Annotated in this window: 14 protein-coding genes and 1 pseudogene; 2 read left to right on the forward strand and 13 right to left on the reverse strand. The window is 47.6% G+C overall.

The window, feature by feature from the left end:
- Position 1: 1 nt before the first annotated feature.
- From A4V09_RS16810 to A4V09_RS16825, 4 genes are read right to left on the reverse strand one after another with little or no spacing between them, the layout of a single operon-like run.
- Complete coding sequence (locus A4V09_RS16810) at positions 2-1,408, reverse strand: L-fucose/L-arabinose isomerase family protein (protein WP_065543357.1); 1,407 nt, start codon at positions 1,406-1,408, stop codon at positions 2-4.
- 22 nt (positions 1,409-1,430) lie between these two features.
- Complete coding sequence (locus A4V09_RS16815) at positions 1,431-2,477, reverse strand: uroporphyrinogen decarboxylase family protein (protein ID WP_065543358.1); 1,047 nt, start codon at positions 2,475-2,477, stop codon at positions 1,431-1,433.
- Entirely contained in the window at positions 2,474-3,616 is a 1,143-nt protein-coding gene (locus A4V09_RS16820) for a uroporphyrinogen decarboxylase family protein (RefSeq protein WP_065543359.1), read from the reverse strand. The genes A4V09_RS16815 and A4V09_RS16820 overlap by 4 nt, the downstream gene beginning before the upstream one ends.
- Positions 3,617-3,627: 11 nt before the next feature.
- Positions 3,628-5,379, reverse strand: coding sequence for an extracellular solute-binding protein (locus A4V09_RS16825; RefSeq protein ID WP_065543360.1), 1,752 nt, complete (start codon positions 5,377-5,379; stop codon positions 3,628-3,630).
- A 259-nt stretch (positions 5,380-5,638) separates the two neighbouring features.
- On the opposite strand from A4V09_RS16825, the gene A4V09_RS16830 reads away from it, so the two are divergent.
- Positions 5,639-7,459 carry a sensor histidine kinase gene (locus tag A4V09_RS16830; protein ID WP_065543361.1) on the forward strand — a complete coding sequence of 607 codons (1,821 nt, stop codon included), beginning with the start codon at positions 5,639-5,641 and terminating at the stop codon, positions 7,457-7,459.
- Between the two features lie 3 nt (positions 7,460-7,462).
- Here A4V09_RS16830 and A4V09_RS16835 read toward each other — a convergent pair whose 3' ends face one another.
- The 7 genes from A4V09_RS16835 to A4V09_RS16865 form a co-directional block, all read right to left on the reverse strand.
- The gene (locus A4V09_RS16835) at positions 7,463-9,763 is read right to left on the reverse strand and encodes a glycoside hydrolase family 31 protein (RefSeq protein ID WP_065543362.1); all 2,301 of its coding nucleotides are present in this window, start codon (positions 9,761-9,763) and stop codon (positions 7,463-7,465) included.
- Entirely contained in the window at positions 9,760-11,784 is a 2,025-nt protein-coding gene (locus tag A4V09_RS16840; protein WP_065543363.1) for a beta-galactosidase, read from the reverse strand. The genes A4V09_RS16835 and A4V09_RS16840 overlap by 4 nt, the downstream gene beginning before the upstream one ends.
- A 20-nt stretch (positions 11,785-11,804) precedes the next feature.
- Positions 11,805-13,148, reverse strand: coding sequence for an alpha-L-fucosidase (locus tag A4V09_RS16845; protein WP_089280663.1), 1,344 nt, complete (start codon positions 13,146-13,148; stop codon positions 11,805-11,807).
- 25 nt (positions 13,149-13,173) lie between these two features.
- Positions 13,174-15,891, reverse strand: a complete 2,718-nt coding sequence (locus A4V09_RS16850; RefSeq protein ID WP_065543364.1) for a hypothetical protein — start codon at positions 15,889-15,891, stop codon at positions 13,174-13,176.
- Between the two features lie 138 nt (positions 15,892-16,029).
- The gene (locus tag A4V09_RS16855) at positions 16,030-17,694 is read right to left on the reverse strand and encodes a type 2 periplasmic-binding domain-containing protein (protein ID WP_065543365.1); all 1,665 of its coding nucleotides are present in this window, start codon (positions 17,692-17,694) and stop codon (positions 16,030-16,032) included.
- Positions 17,695-17,740: 46 nt separating this feature from the next.
- Positions 17,741-18,646, reverse strand: coding sequence for a carbohydrate ABC transporter permease (locus A4V09_RS16860; RefSeq protein WP_084043639.1), 906 nt, complete (start codon positions 18,644-18,646; stop codon positions 17,741-17,743).
- Positions 18,647-18,673: 27 nt separating this feature from the next.
- Positions 18,674-19,615, reverse strand: a complete 942-nt coding sequence (locus A4V09_RS16865; RefSeq protein ID WP_065543366.1) for an ABC transporter permease — start codon at positions 19,613-19,615, stop codon at positions 18,674-18,676.
- Between the two features lie 204 nt (positions 19,616-19,819).
- Here A4V09_RS16865 and A4V09_RS16870 point away from each other — a divergent pair, with 204 nt between their 5' ends.
- Positions 19,820-21,334: a response regulator gene (locus A4V09_RS16870; RefSeq protein ID WP_065543367.1), complete on the forward strand. Its 1,515-nt coding sequence runs from the start codon at positions 19,820-19,822 to the stop codon at positions 21,332-21,334.
- A 100-nt stretch (positions 21,335-21,434) separates the two neighbouring features.
- On the opposite strand, the pseudogene A4V09_RS26520 reads toward A4V09_RS16870, so the two are convergent.
- Positions 21,435-22,331 (reverse strand): annotated as a pseudogene (locus A4V09_RS26520) (RpnC/YadD family protein); the annotation flags it as partial.
- Between the two features lie 184 nt (positions 22,332-22,515).
- A complete protein-coding gene (locus tag A4V09_RS16880; RefSeq protein ID WP_065543370.1) occupies positions 22,516-23,628 on the reverse strand; it encodes a uroporphyrinogen decarboxylase/cobalamine-independent methonine synthase family protein in 1,113 nt (370 codons plus the stop codon).
- Positions 23,629-23,760 lie beyond the last annotated feature (132 nt).

Genomic DNA, 23,760 nt, shown 5'->3' on the forward strand with positions numbered 1-23,760 from the left:
TTTATTTTACCGGGTTATAAACCGCTTCCCTGACTTCATCCTCCACTGGGTCATATAAATCCGGTGTCACGCCTATATATTTACATGCTTCATACAAAATAGGGACCACGTTCTTATGGATACCCACACAGTGATGGATGTAAGGGCCGCAGACCAGTTTATTTTCCAGCCGTTTTAAGTTCTCCACTTCCACCCACACATAGGTCCCCTTCGTGTAAGGCCCTTCCACACCCCTGGCGCTGCCAAGAAGCAGAGCATATTCCCCGTTATCACCGTCGAAACGGCACAGGGTCATCTCACCATGCTTTGCCTCCGCCTCCACTGCCCCCGGATGTTCAAAAGCAAGAGGATATCCGATAACCGGTTTCTCTTTTGCCACGGAAACAGGCCATGGGCCGCAGTGCTGAAGCAGCTCTCCATTCTCATTGTCAGGATGGCGTACAGTCCAGTCCGCGAAAAAGGTACGTGCCTCATCCATGCCGGCAGCCTCCGCCATAACCGCCGTAATGGCACCATGAATATCCGTCTCACATACAACAGGGATCCCTTCCTCATTAAGCAGGGAATTGGCGGCGCAGGGCATAATGCCGATCTCACCCTGCAAAGCGTTCCAGCACTGAATGGCAATGGCACTGCATCCGTATTTTTTTGCAAGGTTTTTCATGGCCACTTTCAGGGCCGCCACATTTTCCAGCTCATTTTCCCTGATCTTTATATACATATTTTCTTTGCACCAGGCAGCCACCTCTGCCGCTTCAGTACCTTCCTCTTTTACCCTCTTCATCTCTGCGGTCAGCTCGGGAATGGGCACTGGGGAAAGCTGGATGTTGAATTTTTCCAGCAGCTCACCCTCGTTGCACATGGTTGACCAGAAATCAAAGGGACGCGGCCCGATCTGTAAGATCCTGATGCTTCTAAATGCCTTCACCACGTTACACACAGCCAGGAAATTGGAAATGCCATTGGCAAATTCCGGGTCTGACAGCCTGCAGTTTGTCAGGTATGTAAAAGGAATCCCAAATCTTCTGAATACCTTTCCCGTTGCAAAAAGCCCGCACTGGCTGTCTCTTAATCGGATTCCGTTCTCATCCGGCCGCTCATCTCTCGGCCCCCACAGAAGAACAGGTATCCGGAGTGTCTTTGCAAGCCTTGCGCACACATACTCTGTGCCGAAATTACAGTGCGGAAGGAAGAGGCCGTCCACCCCTGCTTTTAGAAACTTTTCTGCTATCTCCCAAACATCCCCGTCATCGTAGAGGAGACCTTCCTCATTTATATCCTCAATATCTACCACCTCTATGCCCAGTTCCAAAAGGCGGGCTTTTGTAAGAGCGGCATACTTCAGGGCATCCGGGGCGCTGAAAATACTTCTTCTGGTTGGGGCAAAGCCCAGTTTTATCCGTTTCATTTTTATATCCTCACTTATCTCTTTACTCTATTCCTTTTATCTCCTTGCACGCCCGGAGAAAATACCGTATCTGTGTATCGGAGACCTGGCTGTCAATGCCCACACAGGACACGGACACCTTTCTGCCGTTTTCCTGCCCATCCCCTGCAAGGGCCTGCACCTCCTCCGTGATCTGGGTTTCTGAGGCGCTCATCAGACGGACCGGGCTGTATCTGGCATTCAAAAACACACCCGGCAGCTTTCCCCGCACCGCCTTTATATCAGAGAAGGCCCCCACCTCGGCAAACACAAGGCCCTTTATTTTTGAATACCCATCCACCACATGTTCCATACTTTTCCCACAGTGATGGATGCCAAAATGTCCGAAGGCATCTGCCAGCCTCCTGTCGTGCTTCAGGAGAAATTTTTCATATATATCATTGGACACCATCTCAACGGAACAGTTTGAAGTCAGATATACATCCGGCACCGTCCTGCGGACAATGGCGGTAACTCCGCCTGAAATATCACCGGAAAGACTGTAAAAACGTTTTCCCACTTCCAATGAGAGCTCCGTTATCTTTTCCAAAAGAGCTTCCACCTCCTCCGGGGCTGTATAATAGGAGAGAAGCACCTCCTGCCCCATAAGGTCCATGGCTATGTTCTGGATTCCCATGAGGTTCACATATGTCTCCACATAGCCGAATCTTTCTTTCAGGTAATCGGTCTGTTTCTGTATTCCGGCCCATACCGGGCTTTCATCCAGATTGGGCACTTTCACCTCCCCTATGGTATCCTCATCCAGATTCAGACATTCCACCTGCGGAGAATCATCTGCCTGGAAGCGTATCCGGCAGCCCAGTATCTCAGAATGCAGATACCCTGCTGCCAGCAGGTCTGTGCCCAGAAGCGGACGTCTCTTTGGCTCCTTTTCTCCAATCCCGTGATCTCCGAAATGTTCGTACAATGTTTTTCTCATGCGCACATCACATTCCATCCGGTACCTGGGGTCATCGAAAAATTCCTGTGTAAAATCCACGCCGGCATTCTTATGCCACCAGCTTGGATGAAAGGTTATATCATATCTCATAGTCCTGTCTTTTCCTCCAACTCATGCAGACGCCTGTACAGCCTTTCCTGTTCCTCTGGTGTTTTGCAGTATGTCACACAGATCAACCGCTGCCCCGGCCTCCAAAGCTGTTCAAAAGCCCGGAAGCTGTTTTCCTCATCTCCCACTGCCCTGGCATTGAGAATGATTCCGCTGTGCGCAAACGCCTCACCAAACACCCTCGGATCATTTGGACTGGGATCTGTCTCAATGGTAAATGCCCCGTCTGCGCAGAGGATATTCCCAAACTCCTTCACCATGGGGATTTTTTTCTCCCACACGCCGCAGGAATGATATGCCATGCCGCCCAGGATATTCCCGATCCTCTCATCTGATCCCTGAAAAAGTTCCCGGTAATCCTCCCCGCTTATCATGATAGAGGTATCATCGCTGAGTCCCACACCCGCAAAAGCCCTGCTGCTGGCAAATCCATGTCCCGGGCTTGCAAGGGCACTGCCGATGATTGTTTTCTGTTCCCGCAGAAAATCGATCAGAAGATCCGTACACAGTGCCGCAGCATTTTTAAGTCCATCCGGGTCCTCAAAGACTTCCATGAACAATTCCGTCACCGGAAGCAGATACGTGAGCATATTAAGGGGGGACTGGATATCACTAAAGGACACTGGAACCTTTCCCTTTGTCTTGTCCATGAAATACTCAATCATCTCCAGGTTCCTGCGCCCTTCCGGCGTCTGCGCTATGGGGACAAAGTCCGCATCCAGGATTTCCCGGGAAGAAGAGAATTTTGCCTTTACACTGGGCGCCTGCTGGGGCAGCCATTGGTAACTGCTCCCAAAACACGAGGCAATATAACCAATTCCATACCATGGTTCCAGGAAATTAGCGATATCCGCTTTATAGTCCATGCTTTTTTTCAGCGCCCCAAGCTGCAATGCCAGAGATTCTCTGTGATCCCTGCATTTATCATAAAAAACGCCGTCTGCCCGTACTCTCCTGTACACCAGCAGACCCTGCTGTTTTTTCCAAAAATCCTTGTTTTTTTCAAGCATAGCGGCTTCATATTCCCCATATGCTTCCAGGTCAAAGTCTGCCGGGTCTATGGGCACTGTCTGCGTCCCCTGGGAATCTCTCAGCGTTGTGTCAAATTTTATTTGTTTCAAAATATTTCTCCCTATTCATAATCCTCCACCTTTTTAACCGCAGCTTCCCAGGCATCCCTGTAATATGTTTCAACCTGCTCCATACCGAGCTGTCCTGCCTGTGCCCTCATGGACTCCCAAAGTTCTGCAAACTCCTGTTCATCCTGTGCATAGACCATTTTCCATGAAAGATCCCGGACGATCTCACCGATCGCTGAAACTTTTGTCTTCATCTCATCCGATGCAGTGGGGATCATATTAACTGCCATGGTGGATTTTGCTATCATATCATTCTTCTCCAGATACGCACTGATGGTATCGGTACCTAAAAATTCATTGACTTCTCTCTGAACCAGTGTCTCATTATTTTTCCTGCTGTCCGGCCAGTATCGGTAACTGATGGTGTATCCGTCCTCCATAACTGTGGATGCCTGCAGGCCAAGGGCATTGAAGGGTTCAATCCCGTCTGCAAAGGAGCCGCCGTTCTCAAACGGCATCCTATCCTCCGACTTATTATTGATGATCTTCCAGCCCTCCTCTGTCACTTTTGGAGTTTTTTCCTTATCGTAATTCCACAGGCATCCCTCCGGCCCGTTATACAGATATTTTTCCACCTGAGGATCATAGAACCAGTTCAGAAATTCACATGCCTTCTCTGGATTCCTGCATTTATTACTGACCGCAAAGTACCAGTTTCTTCCGATACTCTGATCCGGGGCTTCATAAATCTTCATATCGTCTGCCGGTATATTCACATAGCCATCCGGAATGTATTTGTTATTCACATGCCCGGAAGGGACGTCGTTGTAGGTTCCTGTCAGCCAGGAAAACCAAGAAAACATGATCCGTCCCTGACTGAACTTTTTCTCCAGATTACTGTAGCTCTGGGTCATGGAGTCCGGGTCAAGAAGGCCTCTCTGGTTGGCTTCATAATAAAAATGAAGTGCCCGTTTATAAAAGCTGTCCTTATCCAGGATGGAGCTGGTGGTCTTTGTCAGAACATTCGTCTCCATAAGCGGTGAAATATACTCTGTATCAATCCCATAAAAATAAGAAAGAGCTGCAATCTCCAAAACCGAATATTTATCCCAGTCGGTAAAAAGAGAAAAACCGTGTACCTTCTCCCCGTTTTGGGTGTATGGTTTGATCTCCACCATTTTCTCCACAACATCCAGATAATCCTCCAGTGTTTCCACCTCAGGCATTCCTGCTTTCTTGTAAGTGTCCCACTGCAGCATGGGCATCCAGTTGTAAGCATTATCTGAAACAGGGCCTATGGAAGTGGGCATAATATATAATTGTCCTGTTCCGCCGCTGTTGTACTCTCTGGAATAAGACACTGCCTTCTCATAGTATTCTGTCCGGAATATGGATGGAAGAAGCTTCTCATACATATCAAGCGGCAGCAGCAGCCCGGCGTCCATGGCTATCTGTGCCTGGTCCAAATCTTTAAAGCCAATAATATCCGGAAGATTACCGGATGCCATATACTGCTTCAGCTTCTGCTCCACTCCGGTCCCGGTGGGATAAAATTCTATTTTGATATTCGTATCCTCATAAAGCTTCCTGGCAGCCCATCCTTCCCAGATCCCTGCCTCTGCCGTAACTGCCTGTTGGACAAAAGCCGTCAGCACTACATCATTTGCCCCGTTTTCCTCAGCCAAAGCACTTTTGCCTCCGGCTCCGCATCCTGTCAGAGCCAGAACTGCCGTCCCAGCCAGAAACAACCTTCTTTTCCATCCTGTTTCAGCCTGTTTCCTTCTGTCCTTATCTGATCCAGCCATTTCCTCTTCCTCCCATATCCGCACCCTTTGGTATCGTAACAATTCAGACAGCTAACCGTTACATGCCTCCGTACGGTCAGCGCAGTGAATGCGCAGACCTGCCGGAACTGTAACCTTGTATCTGCATCGTCGATACCTATCGTTGCTGTAATTGCATTTTTCAATATCCACTGCTATAATATAGGCATCTTAAACCGTCATTTTACTGTCTTCATTATAACAGATAACATTATGCATTCCCATATACAAGGAGATTCCCATGATCAAGAAACTGGCATCCGGATATTATTCTAAAATGCTGCTGATTTGTATTATCACTGTATGTACGGTTACCGTTTCCCTTTTTCTTTTAAGCAGCCGCCTTATTAAAGAGCAGGAAAAAAATGATTTTCTCAAAGATTATGATATTGTGATCAGCAATCTCTCCGCTATCCTGACTGCCCGGCAGAATTCCATGGCCAACACCCTGGCCCCTGTATTTTCCAGCGCATCCAGATACCAGACACTCTGCAGGCTTTACAGGGAAGACTTTTCCCCTGATTCCTCCACAAACTATTCCATTGTGCAGATGCTGGGGGAAATCTGCCGGTATGACCAGAATCTGCGCGGCATTCTTCTGCTGACCAGAACAGGGCGGCTTTACCAGTACAGCCCCGCTTACGACACCATCACTCCCTTGAAGCTCAGTCAGAACACTTATAAGATGGAACCTTACCAGCTCCGTGTCCTTTCTGACGCCCAGATTGATTCCCTCAGCTCAGAATATGAAAAACCGGGGGATCATGTGTACGGCCTTACAGGAACAGTTTTTGACTACTCCGGAGACGAGCTGATCCCCTTTGGACAGATGATCCTTCTGTATGGGGTATCAGAGTTTTCCAATGCCATAGCAGACTCCCATATGAACGAAGCCGGAGTCTTCACCATTACGGACAAGGAGGATCATATTATCTATAACTCCGCAGGTGAATACACCTCCCCGGAAGATCTGATCCTTCCTGACGTTACCTCTGTTGAGGGCAATACCCAGCAGACCTCTGCGGTCCGCCGGATGCTGCATGGGGAGCCTTATTACCATGCCTGGACAGGCAGCAGCCGTTATGAATATTATACCGGCTATCAGGTTCCTGCTTCCCCGGTAGAAAACAGCTTTTCCCAGATAATCCTGGCATCCCTGGCCCTTTTTATCTGCCTTTCATCCATTCTTCTCTACGTGGTCACCCTGCGTACTTCAGACCGGAAGATCAAGACCATCCAGGCCGGTATGGGACTTGTAGGCCAAAACAATCTGGATTACCGGCTGCCCGTACCGAAAAGCAATGATGAATTCACACAGATCATCAGCAGCTTCAACGGCATGTGCGATGAGCTCCAGCGAAACGTGGAAAAAGCATACCTCTATGAAATATCCCAGAAAAAGGCAGAGCTGTATGCCATGCAGACCAGTATCAACCCCCATTTCCTGTATAACACCCTGGAACAGATCCGGGTTCAGATCATGAAGGGTCAGTACAGTGATGCCTCCCAGATGCTGCTGCTTCTCTCAAAAATGTACCGGAACCAGACAAGACGCAACCTCTATGTCTCCATCGGCGAGGAACTGAATCTCTGTGAAAATCTGATCAACCTGTATATGTACCGCTATGGTAACTTTGACTACGAATTCATCATTGGAGGTTCCCTGAAAATTTACGGCATCCCCAAAAACACCCTGCAGCCCCTTATAGAGAATTATTTTGTACACGGCCTTGTCCCGGACCGGGATGACAATTTTCTTACCGTTTCTGTGCAGCCGGTGAAACAGAATGGGGAAAACTGGCTGGAATTCTACATTGACGATGACGGTTATTCCATATCCTCAGAAGACCTGGCTGCACTGGAGGAAAAACTTTCCCAGCCTGTCCTAAACCGTAACGAGGATAACGGTTTTGCACTTTCCAATGTAAATACACGGCTGATGCTGGTATTTGGCAAGGATTCCGGCCTGCATGTCTCCAGAGGTTTTGGAAACCATGGATTCCGGGTAACTTTCCGGATCCCTCCCATGCTTCCTGAAACCCTTGGAATCCCCCAGGCGTAAGTCTCAGCCAAACATGTAGGAGGCCGTTTTTCCGCGGTAATCCAACCTTCCCTTTTTCAGCGTGCCGTCCTTCCTGTAAAAGCGGATGCCAAAAGTCCCTGGATAGTTATAGCTGCCCTGCACTTTGTCCAGAAATAAGGTCTTTGTCTCATCATCGTACTGCATGGAAATGGCTGCATACTGACCTTCCCGGTACCGGTAGTCCATACCGTTATCCATATAATATAAGAAACGGCCATCTGCACCCTCGTAAACCTCAATGGTGTCGGCAATGCCTTTTTTGCCGCATTTGCTGTCCACGGGAATTATGGAGCCAGCCCGGATAAAAACAGGCTGCCAGGTCACAGGGGCTTCCACCTCATAAGTCCTGCCTCCTGCATATAATTCCTTTTTCTTCTGGTGATACCACTGTGCACCCGCCGGGAGATATACTTCCCAGCTCTGCGGACCCTTCAGCTTCTCATTTTCAGGACCGTATTCCATGGCTTTTGTCACGGGGCAGACCAGATAGGCAGGGCCGTACATAAACTCTCCCGCCATATTCTTTACCTGCGGATCACAGGCAAAGTCAAACATCAGGCTTCGGAACATGGTATAGGAATCTTCTTCAACCATATGGGCCAGGGAATAGGAATAGGGAAGCATCTTATACCGGAAACGGATGTAGGATACTATGGTGTCATAATATTTCTCCCCGGGCTCCCCCAAATTCCATGGCTCCCTCGGTGTATCTGTTCCGTGGGAGCGCATGACAGGAAGGAAGGTTCCCATCTGCAGCCATCTGGTATATAATTCCCTGTATCCCAGATCCTGTACACCTTTTTCAAAAAGCCCCTGCCAGAACCAGGGAGCCTCCCCCTCACGCACATTGCTGAAGCGGCGGAATCCCTGGGTGGAGCCAGCAAAAAAGGCGCCGATATCCAGTGTCCAGTAAGGGATGCCTGACATACACATGGAAAGCCCTTCGGCGATCTGCCTGCGGAAAACATCCCAGGTGGCCATAATATCCCCTGACCAGAGAACCGTTCCGTATTTTTGAATGGAAAGGGAACCGGAACGGGTCAGGTTTACTACTCTTTTCTCCCTGCACGCTGCCGTCTGATGTTCATAAATACCTTTGGCGTGAGCCAGTGCAAAGTTATTTGCCCTCCTTGCATCGAAATATTTTGTCAGCTCACTTTTTGCCAGCTCATACCGCTGCTCATCCTCTCTTTTCTCCAGCCCATTCCAATCCGGTGTGAAGGGTTCTGTGGAGTCACACCACCAGGCATCCGTCCCCCCTGAAAACAATTCCTGTTCACACTGGCGCCAGTACAGATCCCTGGCTTCCGGGTCAAAGGCATCATAGGTGGAAAGGTTTGCTAAAAGCTTTCCGGCCTCCAGCATTTCCCGGTTATTTTCGCATCCCCGGTTCATATTCGGCCATATAGATACCATGAATGCCGTGTCATCTCCGTGGAGCCGCTCCGTCATGGATGAAAGATCCGGAAAACGGTTTTTATCCATGATCTTGTTTCCCCATTTGCCATCCTCCCAGGATTTCCAGTCAAGCACCAGGCAGGACAGGGGAATTTGCCTGTCTTTAAATTCCTTCCAGGTATCCAGAATATCTTCCTGGGATACATACCGCTCTTTTGACTGTATGTACCCAAATGCCCAGCGCGGGAGCATGACAGCTTTCCCTGTCAGGCAGCGGATCCCCTCAACCAGTCTGTCAAAGCCTTCCCCGGCGATCACATAATAATTAATCTGATCCGCAGCATCGAAGTCCAGACGGATCTCATTTTGGGCTTCCTCGTAAGTCATCAGACAGTCCGCGTCAAAAACAACCGCATATCCGGCGGAGGACAGAAACACCGGCATGGGGATCTGCATGTTATTCTGATAGAGGTACTCTTTCGTGTTTCTGTAGTTGTAAGTCCCTTTCTCATGCTGTCCCAGTCCGTAGATGGCTTCCTCCCCGCTTATCTTAAATTTAAGCGTACAGGAATAGGAATCCCCAGTCTTCACTGTGGCTGCATTCTCCACAAAGGAGCGCTCTCCGTCAATGGTCTTTTTTGTGACGATCCTGGCTTTTCCGCCCTCGATCATGAACCTGCAGATCTCCCGTGGAGTAAATTCATATTCTGTCTGTACAAGAAACTGTGTCTTATGGTTTTCAAAAATAACAGCTTCTTTTTCCATTCCCGGGGTGCACACAACCGTGTCATAGGTCCCAGGTTCTGTTATGGTCATTCCCGGTTCTCTCACCAGCCCATCGGGAGTACACACCACACGGGTAATAAATCCTGTCTTTTTAATCATCTCTGCCTCCACCTTTTTACCAGTACAAATCCGTTTCTCTCCATTGGTATGTCATTTTCATACACACACCCTTTCAGATAATCGTATACGGGAACCTCTGTCTTTACCACAGTATCCCCGGCTGTAAAATTAAAGATATAATAATAGTCATGGCCGTCCAGCACCCTGTGCACCACTTCCACATTCTTTTCTGCCCTCACCGGACTGGGGGCCATTCCTGCTTCCCTGCACAGGCCTGCCAAAAGTTCACCCATAGCCCTCTCACCCAGATCGGTCCCCAGATAACAGGCTTTTCCTTTTCCAAAGGAATTTTTGCTGACGATCATAGCGCCCTTTTTGTAGTCACTGGTATAGGTTCCCAGAGCCTCCGCCGTTCCCCCGAGCAGGTCACACCACATACCGTCCCCGCTGTCCGTCTCCGTATCCTTTAAGGTCAGATGTACCTGATTTTGGTTGCCCGCAAAGATTGGTTCCACCTCCTCCACAGACACACCAAACACATCTGTGAGGCCTGCCGGAAGTGTTTCCGTATATCCCACATTGTCTTTGTTTTTTACAGATGTCAGGAATGTGGCAAGCAAAATGCCTCCATTTTCCACATATCTGCGCAGCTTCATCTGAAACGCCCCGGACGTGATAAACGCTGCTGGGAGCACCAACAGTTTATACTTGGAAAAATCAGCGTCATAGCTGATAACATCCGAATTATATCCCCGCTCCGCCAAGATCCGGTACATCCTTCCCGCGTAGTCCAGATATTGAAAGTCCGGATCATTGACCGGCTTAATGCGCAGTGCCCAGTGGGAATCATAATCCACACAGACCGCAGCCTGGTTGGAAAATTCCGCTCTCTCCACAGGGGCAAGCTGTGTAAGTAATTTTGCTGTGTCCTGCATTTCATAATATCTGCGTCTTGGAACACCATCCATATCCACAATGGCGTAATTGAGCTGTTCCGCTCCAAACGGAAATGTTCTGAACTGAAAATGCAGCATCATGTCGGCTCCGTGGGCAAAAGACTGGATGACCGCCTGTTTCAGTGCTCCCGGATTGGGCTGAACACGCCCGGAACCTCCGAACCGATGGCCGCCGCCCGACATAAATTCCATAACCCAGAAGGGCTTCCCCGCCTTTACTCCCCTGGCAAATGCATAAGGGAACGAATCTACCGCCGCGTCCCTTAGGCCCGGATAATAGTCAAATCCGTAGCAGTCCAGATTTTTCGTGCTCTCATAATAGTCAATACTGTTGGTGGCAAGTCCGGTTCCGTTGGTTGTTACCGGATAGTCTGTATATCTGTGCAGGATATCTGCCTGGATATTCTGGTATTCAATCTGGGACCGGCTGCTGAAGCGCTCAAATTCAAGCCTTAAAGTGGGATTTTCAAAGTATACCGGCATATCCTGCCAAGCGCTGACCTCTATTGTATTTACCGGCGGCTTTATCTGGTCAAAATCCTCATAATCCTGTCCCCAGAAGATATTGCCGCTGCGCCTGTTATATTCACGGATCGTCTTAAATTTATTTTCCATCCACCTGGAGAACTTTTTCCGGCACACCGGACAATGGCACCTGCCGGAAGCCTCCTGAGCCGGCTCATTGTCAATCTGGAATCCTGAAACGTACGGACTTTTCCCAAAACGCTTTGCTATCTCCTCTGTGATCTTTGCAGAGTACTCCCGGTACACCGGATTATTGTAACAGTAGAAACGGCGGCCGCCAAAAGGCCGTTTTTTTCCTCTGTTATCCACATACAGCATCTCCGGATGCCGGTGAACCAGCCATGCCGGAGGGCAGGCGGTAGGCGTGCAGATGATACTGCGGATCCCTGCTTTTCCGAGACGCTCCACCGACTCCTCCAGCCACTCAAAATCATATTTGCCTTCCTCCGGCTCCATTCTGCACCAGGCAAACTCTCCCATGCGCACTGTATTGATGCCGGATGCTGTCAAAAGCTCCATATCATGGTCCAGTTCCCCGTCGCTCTTATGCTCCGGGTAATATGCCACTCCATACTGCATGATTCTTCCTCCTGCTCTCTTTATTTTCCGGTGAAATGTATCTCCGAATTTTCTTTTCTCTCCACTTCTCTATCCAGGGTCAGCACGACAATGGTGTCTGTCTCCGGATTTTTTACGCTGCTTAAATCCAGAAAAAATGCCTTCTCCTTCTGCTCAAAAGGCACCTTCTCCCCGTGGAACAGGGCCGCCTTCTCAATTTTATACCCCTCGAACATGATCCGGCTTTTGCTGCACGCTGCGGTATCCAGTACATGAAGATATATTTTATTCCCTTTTGATGTAGTGCCGTAAACCCCGTCCAGCGGCTCAATAGGCCCGCCTCTGGTTCCATAGACGGCCTCCCCGAACTTTGCAAGCCATGCGCCGATCTCCCGCATACGGTTTTTCACTTCATCAGAAAGCTTTCCGTTTCTGTCAGGCCCTACATTCAAAAGCCAGTTGCCGTCACGGCAGATAACATCCACCAGCATTTTTATCAGCCTTTCAAAACTGGAAACCGGATCATCTGCCATCCAGCCCCAGGAACAGCCGCTGCATACGCACATATTTTTTTCCCAGGGCACGGGCAGGATCTTTCCGGTGATCTCATGAGACCCCTCATCGCAGTAAAAATCACCTTCATAACCGGAACGGGGATTTAACAGTGTTTTGGGATTATATCTGCGCACCAGTTTGTTGAGTTTTACCGGCTCCCAGAACCAGGCGCTGGAAGTGTCACTTCCCTTATGAGCCAGCCAGCCTCCGTCGTACCACATAATGTCCACAGGGCCATATTTGCTGCACAGTTCTTCCACCTGCCCGTAGCACTGTTCTTTCATAAGCTGTGCATTCTCTGGCAGTCCTTCCGGGTCAAAATATCCGGGGAACCTCCAGTCCATAGGGGAATAATAAAGCCCCACCTTCAGGCCTGCCGCCCTTGCCGCCTCTGTATACTCTTTTACAAAGTCTCTTTTTGCCCCTCTCTCATAGGAAGTAAACCCTTCATAACTTGCAGGACTGTCCCAAAGGGCAAACCCATCGTGGTGCCTGGTAACCATCACCATATATTTCGCGCCGAAATCCTTTGCCAAATCTGTCCACTCGGTCATGGAAAAATCCCTGGGAATGAACGCATCCGCCAGTGCCTCATACTCTTCTTTTGGTATCTGCTCATTAAAGCGCGCCCATTCTCCTCTTCCCAGAATGGAATACAGACCCCAATGCACAAACATGCCCACCTTGGCATCTCTCCACCACTGCAGATCCTCCGGCGCAAGCTTCAGCTCCGGGCATTTGACACCTCCCAGGCTTTTCAGGTTGATGCTGCTTTTCAGCATGGATTTCAGTTCTGCTCCCGTCATCTCTCTTGGTAATTTATCTGCCACTTAAAATTCTCTCCTTTTGCGTTTTCTATTCCTCATATAGCCAGTCCAGGGTTTCCAGTCCCTCTCCGGCCAAATTTGCATTTCTCGGCTTCATCACTGTATCTGCAGCTACCACGCCGGCTATCAAAAAAGCCCCTGTACCAAAATAAATGTCATGGGTTCCCTTCTCATAGCGGTAGGCATGTATATTGATCGGTGGGCACGCCTCCGCCTTTATGGCATTTGCATAGACCACAGTCAGGCCTCCCCTGTCATCTGCATGGGTGTTGGTCTCCAGGTCCGGAAGCTGCAGCCACTCCACGCCCTTTGCGTTCATATACCCTGCCAGCACATAAGAATCCTGGGGCAGTGCAAGCTTCACCGTAACGCCCTCCTCAATGGCTGCTCCCAGTCCCATGCGCACACCTGTAAGATTGGCAAGCTCCGGCGCCAGATTGATGATCTTGCAGGAACAGTCAGAAAATACGCTCTCTCCCTTTTTTAACCCATAATTCTCACAGCTTCCGGATCCCAAAAGCGTATAAGGCGCTGGTTTCAGAGGTTCGGCAGTGACTTCCCTGGCATGGTCTGTGGGCAGGATCCCCTGCCGCAGCTCCGCCAGATGTGCTCTGAAATGTTCCAATTCCTTCCGGTATTCCGGCAGGCAGGCTGTCCAGTGTCCGTAGGTCTCTCCATTTGGAAACGGGATTTTTCTCTGGGGCGTCTGCATACTGTTGGCATAGAAATAGGTCTCTTCCGTCAGTGCCGCCAGCTTTTTGTACTCCTCCAGGGACTCTGCCATTTTCTGTTCTGCTTTTTCAAGAAGCTTTATATCTCCCCTGCATTTTTCATCCATAGTATACTTATAACGCAGGATTTCCATAGCCGCCTCGATCTTTTTGCAGTAGGAAATGGTCATGCTGTAGACAGCCCGGGCATCTGTATAAAGGCGGTTAAGATCCTCCCGGTCCTCCCCTTGGGCCGTTACCACCTCCTCGCACAGATCAAGCGCTTTCTCTGCATGGGCCATGACCTCTTCCACACAGTCATAAGGCGTTTCACCAAGATGCGGTTCTTTGTTTAACTCTTTTATCATATAGTCATCCGGCTGCTCCCCTTTTCTTGCCACAGATCCCCATAGTTCCCGGTTGGGCCGGAATCTTGTCACATTGGTAAACTGGCTCATGCTCATGCCCAGGCTGAGTGTCTGGCGGTTTCCCTCCGTAATGCCCACACGGCCCAGAAGCTTTGGCGCACACTGGGCGGCATTTTCCTGTGCTGCCAGAAGTTTTATTGCCATTTCCCGTGAGATCTTGTAATGCCGTGCAAAAACATTTTCCCAGTGTTCCCTCTCCGTGTTCTCCTCCCTGTCCGGATTCCATGCATACCTGAACCATGCGGCAAACCAGATATGATCACGGTCCATCTGCAAAAGGCGAGGTGAAACTTTATCCGGTGTGTACGGCCAGTCCCAGTAAAACAGCGGGTAAAGATGAAGTCCGTTGCAGCCATAGCGGTTCTGCCCTGCCTGTACGCATTTCTGGATATAGAGAGGTGCATTGAACTGGAATGGCTCTAAATCCGCCAGAATATGAATATTCATAATATGGGTGGTTCCGAGACCGGAAAGGGACTGATGGATCTTCTGCCAGTTCCCTTTCGGATAATAGGTGGTAAGGCTTTCCCCGTTATATTTCCACATGGTGTACAGATTGGTATATTTTTTCTTGGCCTCCTCCATGGCCCCAATAGGGTCACAATCATGACCTCTCAGGATAATGGGCGGTTCCTCCGCAAGCCCCGCTTCTCTTACCCCGTCTTTTACGCCCGGGATAATGGTGTCGATAAACCAGTCCGTCTTATTCTGTGTGCCCCTAAGCGCTTCTCCCAGGCAGACCATAAGGCCGATATGAGGAAAGGATTTGATGAACTCCCGGATGGATTGTCTTGTGTAATCCGCCACCAGGGGACTGATGTTGGTCTGAAGCAGTTCCAACCCGTGAGCACGGGCAAACGGAAGCGGAATGTGGATATTGTAAAACTTCAGTACCACCCAGATCCCTCTTCTGTCACATTCCTTTGTGAGCCAGCCGAAAAGCTCTCTGTTCTGCTGAAATTCCTCCTCTGTCACTTCCAATGCCTCCGGATAGTCCGGCACCTTTACAAGAGAGGAAAACGGATGTCCGCTCCAGATATAGAGGACATTACACCGCATATCCAGCAGCATATCCATGAATTTCGTCCACATTTCCCTGTCATAAAACCAGGGAAAACGCCCCGGTGTGATGGGATATTCATAGGTCAGGCGGGGAGCCTCCACTTTTGTCTTCTGAAGGCCAACGGCCGGACCGCGCAGTTTGAATACCGGCGCATCTCCAAAGGTGATCTCTGCCGGCATCTCCCCCATCCGTTCCACTCTCTCCTTCAGTTCCATACAGCCGTACATGGCTCCCGTCTCACTTCCTCCGCTGATGACCGTAAGCCGTGCAGGGCAGGACTCTATGTAAAATCCTTCCTCCTCCGGCTCCTTTGTATGAAAGACCAGAATCTCATTTTCCTCCAGCCATTGAAGAAATCTATCCTGCTTCTGGACCCCTGCATAAAGCTTTTTACCGGGTATATTCCGGTAATCCTCAAAATTTTCAGGCATTTTCTCCTCTGCCACCGCATATCCTGCATGTTGGAGTGCTTCTGTGATCCTCTGGATTCCCAGTTCTATTCTGACGCTGCAAGTCTCATTTTTGATTATTGTAATCTGTTCCATTATTCCTCCCATTCTGTAAAAACAGCCCCCTCAGTACCAAATACCTGATATATTTTTGTACTGAAGAGGCTTTTCTCTGCTGCCGCAGTTAAACAATAGAAAGCACGCCTTGCGAACTTTCTATTGTCATGAATCTTCTTATTTTCTGCCCTTAGCGGAGTCTTTGAACTCTTTCTGTATTGCCTTGTAGTCGGCAGAGTCAACGATACCTTTCACAAAAGTTTCCCACTCTGTCTCACCGATCTGCCCCATGACATACTGTGTACACATGGTATTCACATCATCTGTCAGCACATTCCACTGATTGTTGTATGTCTCTGACTGCAGGTTCTGGATCTCATTTTTCATTCCTGTGGCCTGCAGGTCATTGGTGACAAATTCCTTCAGTTCTTTTGCTCTCTGAATACTCTCATCAGAAGCCCTCTTTGCACCGTCCTTCATAAATTTGTCTGTTATCTGGTCCACGTCTGTTTTCAGGAAAATCTGGTTCCACGCACCTACATATCCATCTTGTCTGGCCTTTTTATATTTTTCGTCTGTAGTATCCTTTGTTCCGTCATCCAGAAGAGTATAATGTACATCCTGGATACCATATTTCATCACATCATTATATCCCGGATATTTTTCTTCTGTTGCATTGAACATATCCATGATCTTTTCCAGTTTTTCCTCAGAACAGTCTGCGCTTATGGCGATACAGGAATCAATGTCTGTATAGTTTGGACTTACCGCATACGCCTCCGGTCCTTTCACCGGCTTCAGGCACCATGCTTCACATCCCTCCGGCGCGCTCTCATCAAAGTTTTTATCGCTTACCAGGTCTGCGGACTGGTTCCAGTTATACCAGGTTGCCAGATAGGCAATGGAATTTCCGGCTTTCCACTTGGAAGTATCGCTGTTATTCAATGCAAATTCAGGGTCAATGACGCCCGCGTCATAAAGGTCTTTTACCCAGTTCAGAAAATCAATATATTTCTCATTGAACTGCATGTACTGGTACTCTCCATTCTCATCTATAGCCCAGTCTGTCTGTCCCGTAAATGCAGTTGCAAAAGCTTTCAGATGGGTATCCATGAAGTTGTCCCCAAAGTATTCCAGGGCATAGATTTTTTTGCCTTCTCCCTCTGTAGCCGCATTGGACAGGTCGATGAGCCATGTTTTCAGCTCTTCCATCGTAGTGGGTTCTTCTTCAAACCCATATTTTTTCATCAGATCCCTGCGGACTTCAATGCCGGAATACTGGCCTTTTTCCGTATTGGACCGGGGCATGATATAAATACCTTCATTATATTTTGCCTGATCCCACATATCCCCACTCCAGTTTTTCATAACCGCGTTGGTCTCTGCGATCCCGTTTCCATTGTCAAAAAGATAGGGTGTCATATCAAGGAAAACGCCTGCATCAATAGCCTGGGTGAAGATCGGATAGTAATAAGAACCATTTCCCTCCTTGCTGATCTGCACTACATCCGGAATACTTCCCGCAGCGATCATAGTGTTTACCTTCTGATCGTAATCCTCCCAGTTGATCCACTGGATATCCAGATTCACCTCAAAGAGATCTTCCCAGTATTTTTCCATCTCATTGTCCTGGGCCGGTCCATATCCCCAGTCAATTCCCATTACGGAGATAGTCATTCTGCCGTTGCTGTCCTTGGAAGATCCCTTTTCCTCTTTCTTTATCTCCGTTCCTTTTTTTGCCGCCGCATCCGCATCATCGGAGCCGCCGCAACCTGCCAGGCAGGATACTGCCATGGCTGCTGCCATTGTGAGGGCTGCATGTTTTTTAAACTTCTTTTTCATTTTGAAAACCTCCTGTAATGATATAATATTATTTTTTTCTTTATACTCAGCCTTTTACTGCTCCCACCATCATACCTGACTGAAAATATTTTTGCAGAAACGGGTATATGACCAGTACGGGCAAAACTACAACAACTACTGCCGCCATTCGCATAACTTCCTGCGGCACAGCATTGGCAACACTGGACTGGACGTCAATCACGTCTGAAATATTGGATGAGAGAACTACTTTCTGTACATACACCTGCAGACTGGATTTTGCTGTGGATGTTATATACATGATGGAGTTAAAATAGGTATTCCAGTAACCCACAAAAGCGAACAATGTCATGGTTGCCAGCATGGGCTTGGACAGGGGAATTACAATCGTACCAAAAATCCTAAGCTGTCCGCAGCCGTCTATTTTAGCTGCCTCCTCCAGTTCTATGGGCAATGACTGGAAGAATGAACGCATAACCATAATGGACCACGCCCCGCAGGCCGCGGGAAGGATGCAGGCCCAATAGCTGTCAATCAGATGCAGGGACTTCATATTCATGAAGTTTGGTACCATACCCGCTGCAAAAAGCATTGTGAACATGACATAGGTATTGATAAATTTTTTCCCCGGAATGGGTTTGGAGAGCATATATGCCACACCTGCATTTAAGAATACACTCAGAGGCGTACCCACTGCTGTGATAATCAGTGTGGATTTCAGCGAATTCAAAAATCCTGTCCCTGTAACGATCAGTTCATATGCTGCCATAGACCATTTTTTCGGCCAGAGCGCGAACTCACCTGCTACATAAACGGAGGAGTCTGTAAAGGAAAGCACCACCACATATACAAAGGGAAGTATCATGCTGGCAGCAATAGCCAGGAGGAACACCCACAATATAGCCTGATATACATTCTCTTTTGCCCTCATACCCAGGTCATTTTTTTTCTTAATTTTTACCACGTCCGACATCTCTGTAAACTCCTTTCCTTCCCTCCATTACATAACCCCTTCATAACCCTTACGGTTGGTGATCCAGTTTGTCAATATGACCAGTGCAGTATTGACAACAGATTTGAAGAGACCAATGGCAGTTGTATAGGAATACTGGGTGCTGCCTGTTGCAATACTGTTGTTAAATATGTATACCTCGAATACTTCCAGATGAGATTTGACCATTGGGTTGTTCATTAGGAATACCTGCTCAAAATCTACAGAGATGATGGTTCCCATACGAAGAATCAGCATAACCATAACGGTGGGCATAATACTTGGAAGTGTTATCTTCATCATACACTGGAATTTGTTGGCTCCATCCATTTTGGCTGCTTCATACAGGCTCTGGTCAATCCCCGAGATCGCGGCCAGATATACAATGGAATTCCATCCAATGCTTTTCCACAGAGACTGAACAACAATGATCAGATAAATCCATTTGGTACTGAACAGATATGCGGTGGCCTCATTACCTCTCATCTCTGCCAGTTTATTCAAAAATCCCTGTTCTGTGGATAACAGGAAAAATGTAAGGCTGGCTACAATTGCCCAGGAAAGAAAGTGAGGCAGATATACAGAGGTCTGCACAAATTTCTTAAAGGTCTTATTTCTGACCTCATTCATGATCATTGCCAGAAAGATAGGGACCGGGAAAGTCAGCAGACTCAGTCCGCTGATGACCAGCGTATTCTTTAACATATTGTAAAATTTCGGATCTGCAAACAATGTCTTAAAATGCTTCAACCCCACCCACTGGCTCCCAAGAATGCCAACGTGAGGATTGTAATCCTGAAATGCCATCAAAAGCCCACGCATGGGCATATAAAACATTAAAAACATAACGATCAGCCCCGGGATTCCCAGCACATAAATCCACCTGTATTCCCAAAGCTGTTTTTTCAAAGTTTTCCGGGCAGCGTATCCTTTTCCCCGCTTTGCCACCATAATCCATTCCCTCCTGTTTCCTTTATTCCGGTTCCTTCCGGTTTCCTTTTCTTTTAATAAGAGTATATCGTCCACCCCATGGGTTTTATATAGTAGAGATTCAACATTTTTGAACTAATTTCATATAATTCTTTTTGGCATTCTTGACTTTGTGAAATTTATCCGATACCATTAGACTTATAATGAATCAAGGAGGGCCTACCTATGTATCAGGCTGTGATCGTAGACGATGAATCTTTTGTGCTGGACGGTATGAGAACCGCCATTGACTGGTCGGGTTTTAACTTTGAACTCTGCTGCTGTACTACCAATCCCTGTGATGCCCTTACCTATCTGGAACACCACTCTGCGGATCTGCTGATCACAGACATATCCATGCCGCAGATGACCGGGATCGAGCTGATCGAACAGGTTCGCAAAATCAATCCTCTCATTTCTATTCTGGTACTTTCCGCCTATGATAATTTTGAGTATGTGCGTTCCGCCATGCGCCACGGAGCGGAAAATTATCTGCTGAAGCCTCTGGACCCCGACGAACTGCGGGAATCCATCAGTAATATTGTAGGACACATCCAGGAGCGGGCTGAGTTGTCAGGAACCTACGGCTCCACCATGCTGACCTTCAGAAGCCTTTTTATTGAGAACTGGGTAAAAGGCATTTTAAGTGAAGATGAGTTTATCACCCGTGCGCAGATGCTTGGCATTAACCTCAACCTTGATAATTATACGGTCATTATCTTTACTGTTTCCGCCTCCTATCCGCAAGGCAAAGAAAAAATGGCCGGGCTATTTGATTACCTTCTCTCTCTTTTCGTAGGCAGTTATATCAGCCATTTTTATTTTGAGACGCCCATACGGCTGGTCTGTATTGTCAGCAGCCCCAATCAACCACACTCCATCGACAGTCTTTTGTCCCAGACAGACAATGCGCGGATCATTCTGGACTTTCCGTTTTTTATCTCAACCGGGAATACCGTTGATAATTATGAGGAAGTCAGTATCAGTTACCGGAATGCAGCCAAATACCTTTTTCTCCAGTACAGTCCCATGCACCGTATCATCTCTAAAGATATGGATCTGTCTATGGTTTCTGTCAGCATTATTGAGCGTGATTATGACACTGTGCCAAAGGATATCTACATGGAACAGTTGAAGAGTCTGTTTTCCACGATTCCCTTTTCACGGCGTTCGGCATTTGTACTTGGAACCTTAAACTGGGGTGTATTTCAGACCTCCGCTGAGATGCAGCCTGAACCGGAGATCATTGAACTTTTAAAAAATATTGTATGTGACTTTTCTGATGAATCCTGTGTTTTTCAATATCTGCAAACATTTATCTGTACCTGTTACGAAATTGTGGATAGAAAGCACAGGGACCAGTCAGCCACATACCCATGCGTGGACGCGGTGATCGCTGCGGTACATGAGTTCTCAGACAAAGATATTTCCCTGAAAACTCTGGCTGCCAGGCTGAACATGCATCCCTCTTACCTTGGAAATATCTTCCGCCAGCAGACCGGATATTATTTCAATGATTATGTAAATGAAGAACGCCTGAAATACGCGGCAGATCTGGTAGAACATACAGACATGAAACTCAAGGAAATTGTGGACCGGGCCGGTTTTTCCAGCCAGACGTATTTTAACCGCCAGTTCAAAAGAAAATACGGCGCAGCCCCCAATGCTTACCGCAGAGAGATGAAGTTGAAAAATTTATAAAACGCCGGGTATATAAAAAGCTACCCTCTATGGTGCTGGCCACAGAGGATAGCCGCTAACTATCCCTTTTTAAATTATGTATTCTTTTTTGTTTCCGAAATCAGGTATCCTGTAACGTTTTAATGATTCCGGCGATCACCTCCCGGCTTTCCTCCAGCTCTTCCGCAATGACATCTATGGATTTTCCCTTTTTCAATTTCCTTTTTATCAATTCCTTCAATTTCTCCTGCTGTCCTTCTTGCCTTCCCTCCTGTCTTCCTTCCTGGCTTCCTTCCTGGCTTCCCGCTGCATAGGCTTCTTCACGCTGTACTTCCACATCCAGATCATAATCATACTCTGCTATCAGCATATTTACCACCTCACTGCCTTTCTTTTTCAGATAATCAGCCAGTATTCCCGTCTTCATACATTCCTCTATGGCATTTTTGTATGCATAAGAGCTGCCAGTCTGCTGATGTTTCCTTAGGATTTCCACAAATTCACTGTACTCTCTCAGTATTCCGCACCTGTCAAGGATTTCATGACCTTCTTCCGGGTTTATATTGATAACCTTCACACAGAGATCCAGCATGGGGGATTCATCCTTTTTTGCATATGCATCAGACAGGTGCAGTGTCTTCTCCTTTGCCCAGGGTTCCTTCCCATTGTAAAAGGTATACCCAAAAGGGCATCCCGTAACTTATGCAGCAGCAAGTGCTGCACTATAAGGTATAGAACTCAGGAGCCGGAATCCTTACTATCCTTTTCCTGTAACGGTCACGCACCGGGACGATCTGTTCTAATGCGCGGCCCATATACAGTAGTTCCCTCAACGGCATGTTTTCATTGATCGTTGACTGGTGCTCTCCAAACACCATCACCTTATCCTCAATGCCAAAAGATATATCATTGCAAAAGTTCATATAGAGTACATCATCCACTCTGATCTTCCGGATCTTTGTTCCCGCCGGAAGGGGGCCTCATGCAGTGCATTGTATAGTGAAATCTCATTTTCCTGAAAAATGACCCTTATTTTGTTTTAAATATGGAAATAACGGGGGAATTCCCCATTTGACAGCCTTTCGGCTGAAATGCAGAACTTATGAACAGATAAATCATAAGTGTATTCAGTATACCACAGAAGAGTTCAAAAAACCACTGTTTCCATAAGAAACAATGGTTTTTGAATTTGAATATTGGGGTTAAAAACTTCCTTTTACATCACACCAGTTCTTTTCCGCATAGTCCATCAGTTCCTCTGCCCATTCCAGCGGCATATCGTTGAAGAACAGATACAGACCTTTGGAGCCGTATCTTTTAACAATGCGGTCTGTATTGCGGATCCAGTCTTTCAGGTCCCCGGTGTACACTTTTACCCAGAGTTGTTTTCCTGCTGCCCTGGCCTTGTCATATATCACATCCCATTCTTCCATAGTTCCGTCCGGTCCATGGTCACCGCTGGTCCATTGAAGGGCATCAATTCCCTCTACTTCCATCAAGGCATCCATGTGTTTGATAGATTCCGGACCATCTAAGTGGTACAGTACATGATCCAGGCTCTTTGTCGCCTGTTTCAGAGAATCCAGCACATAGGTACGGAAATAATCCGGTGACAGAAGTGCTGAAAAATCACACTGCAGCTTCTGGGTCTTTCCGCTTCCGAAAATCTGGAATACCGTGTACGCGCTTCCACCCTCATATTGTGCATATTTATAGAATGCATCATAATACTGCTGATAGCAGTCTGTTACCTGCTGCACTCTCTTTACAATATCATTATCTTCCTCGATCATATCATAAAGCAGATCCATGGAACCTCTCAGGGATGCCAGCACATCCACATTTTCCATTAAATCCGGAATGGCAATAGGAAAATCATCTCCGATCAACTTTTTACACTCTTCAAAAAGCCAAATATGTTTTTTGAACCATTTATTCTCCGGGTCAAATTTCAATTCCGGATAATCCTCCCACTCTTCCACGCAGGGATGAAACCATACTGTTCTGTCCTGGAACTCGATTTCACTTCCAAGGTATGCCGCAAGAGAACCGGGACCAAAATCCGCGTTCAAATTTGGAAAACTCTCTCCCAGAAACTCATGGGTTTCGCAATAATAACGATAACGCCTTACCACGCTTTCCGGTTCCATATATTTTTCTTCCAGACTTTTAGACTTGATTTCTTCCGGTATCTGGAAGGGATAATAACCGGGCTTCACGCCTGTAACGCGCATGAGCGGCCTTCCTGTATTTTCTCCTTTCCAATAATCCTCAAATCTCTGTTTTGTAGCTTCCCAGTCTTTTTTATACCGCATTCCAACTTCCTCCCATTATCCATTTTTAATAAATTGCCGTTTATTATCCTGTTCTGTCTTCAGGTGCTCCATTGCTATGAATTTATCATATCATGGGCATATCCTGCACGCTTGTCTGATATCCGGCAATCT

The sequence above is a fragment of the Blautia pseudococcoides genome (assembly GCF_001689125.2).
Taxonomy (GTDB): domain Bacteria; phylum Bacillota; class Clostridia; order Lachnospirales; family Lachnospiraceae; genus Blautia; species Blautia pseudococcoides.

Bases quoted from the DNA above. Each gene is read 5' to 3' on its own strand.
- A4V09_RS16810 (WP_065543357.1), bottom strand. From the start codon at position 1,408: ATGAAACGGATAAAACTGGGCTTTGCCCCAACCAGAAGAAGTATTTTC.
- A4V09_RS16815 (WP_065543358.1), bottom strand. From the start codon at position 2,477: ATGAGATATGATATAACCTTTCATCCAAGCTGGTGGCATAAGAATGCC.
- A4V09_RS16825 (WP_065543360.1), bottom strand. From the start codon at position 5,379: ATGGCTGGATCAGATAAGGACAGAAGGAAACAGGCTGAAACAGGATGG.
- A4V09_RS16830 (WP_065543361.1), top strand. From the start codon at position 5,639: ATGATCAAGAAACTGGCATCCGGATATTATTCTAAAATGCTGCTGATT.
- A4V09_RS16835 (WP_065543362.1), bottom strand. From the start codon at position 9,763: ATGATTAAAAAGACAGGATTTATTACCCGTGTGGTGTGTACTCCCGAT.
- A4V09_RS16840 (WP_065543363.1), bottom strand. From the start codon at position 11,784: ATGCAGTATGGAGTGGCATATTACCCGGAGCATAAGAGCGACGGGGAA.
- A4V09_RS16850 (WP_065543364.1), bottom strand. From the start codon at position 15,891: ATGGAACAGATTACAATAATCAAAAATGAGACTTGCAGCGTCAGAATA.
- A4V09_RS16855 (WP_065543365.1), bottom strand. From the start codon at position 17,694: ATGAAAAAGAAGTTTAAAAAACATGCAGCCCTCACAATGGCAGCAGCC.
- A4V09_RS16860 (WP_084043639.1), bottom strand. From the start codon at position 18,646: ATGTCGGACGTGGTAAAAATTAAGAAAAAAAATGACCTGGGTATGAGG.
- A4V09_RS16865 (WP_065543366.1), bottom strand. From the start codon at position 19,615: ATGGTGGCAAAGCGGGGAAAAGGATACGCTGCCCGGAAAACTTTGAAA.
- A4V09_RS16870 (WP_065543367.1), top strand. From the start codon at position 19,820: ATGTATCAGGCTGTGATCGTAGACGATGAATCTTTTGTGCTGGACGGT.
- A4V09_RS16880 (WP_065543370.1), bottom strand. From the start codon at position 23,628: ATGCGGTATAAAAAAGACTGGGAAGCTACAAAACAGAGATTTGAGGAT.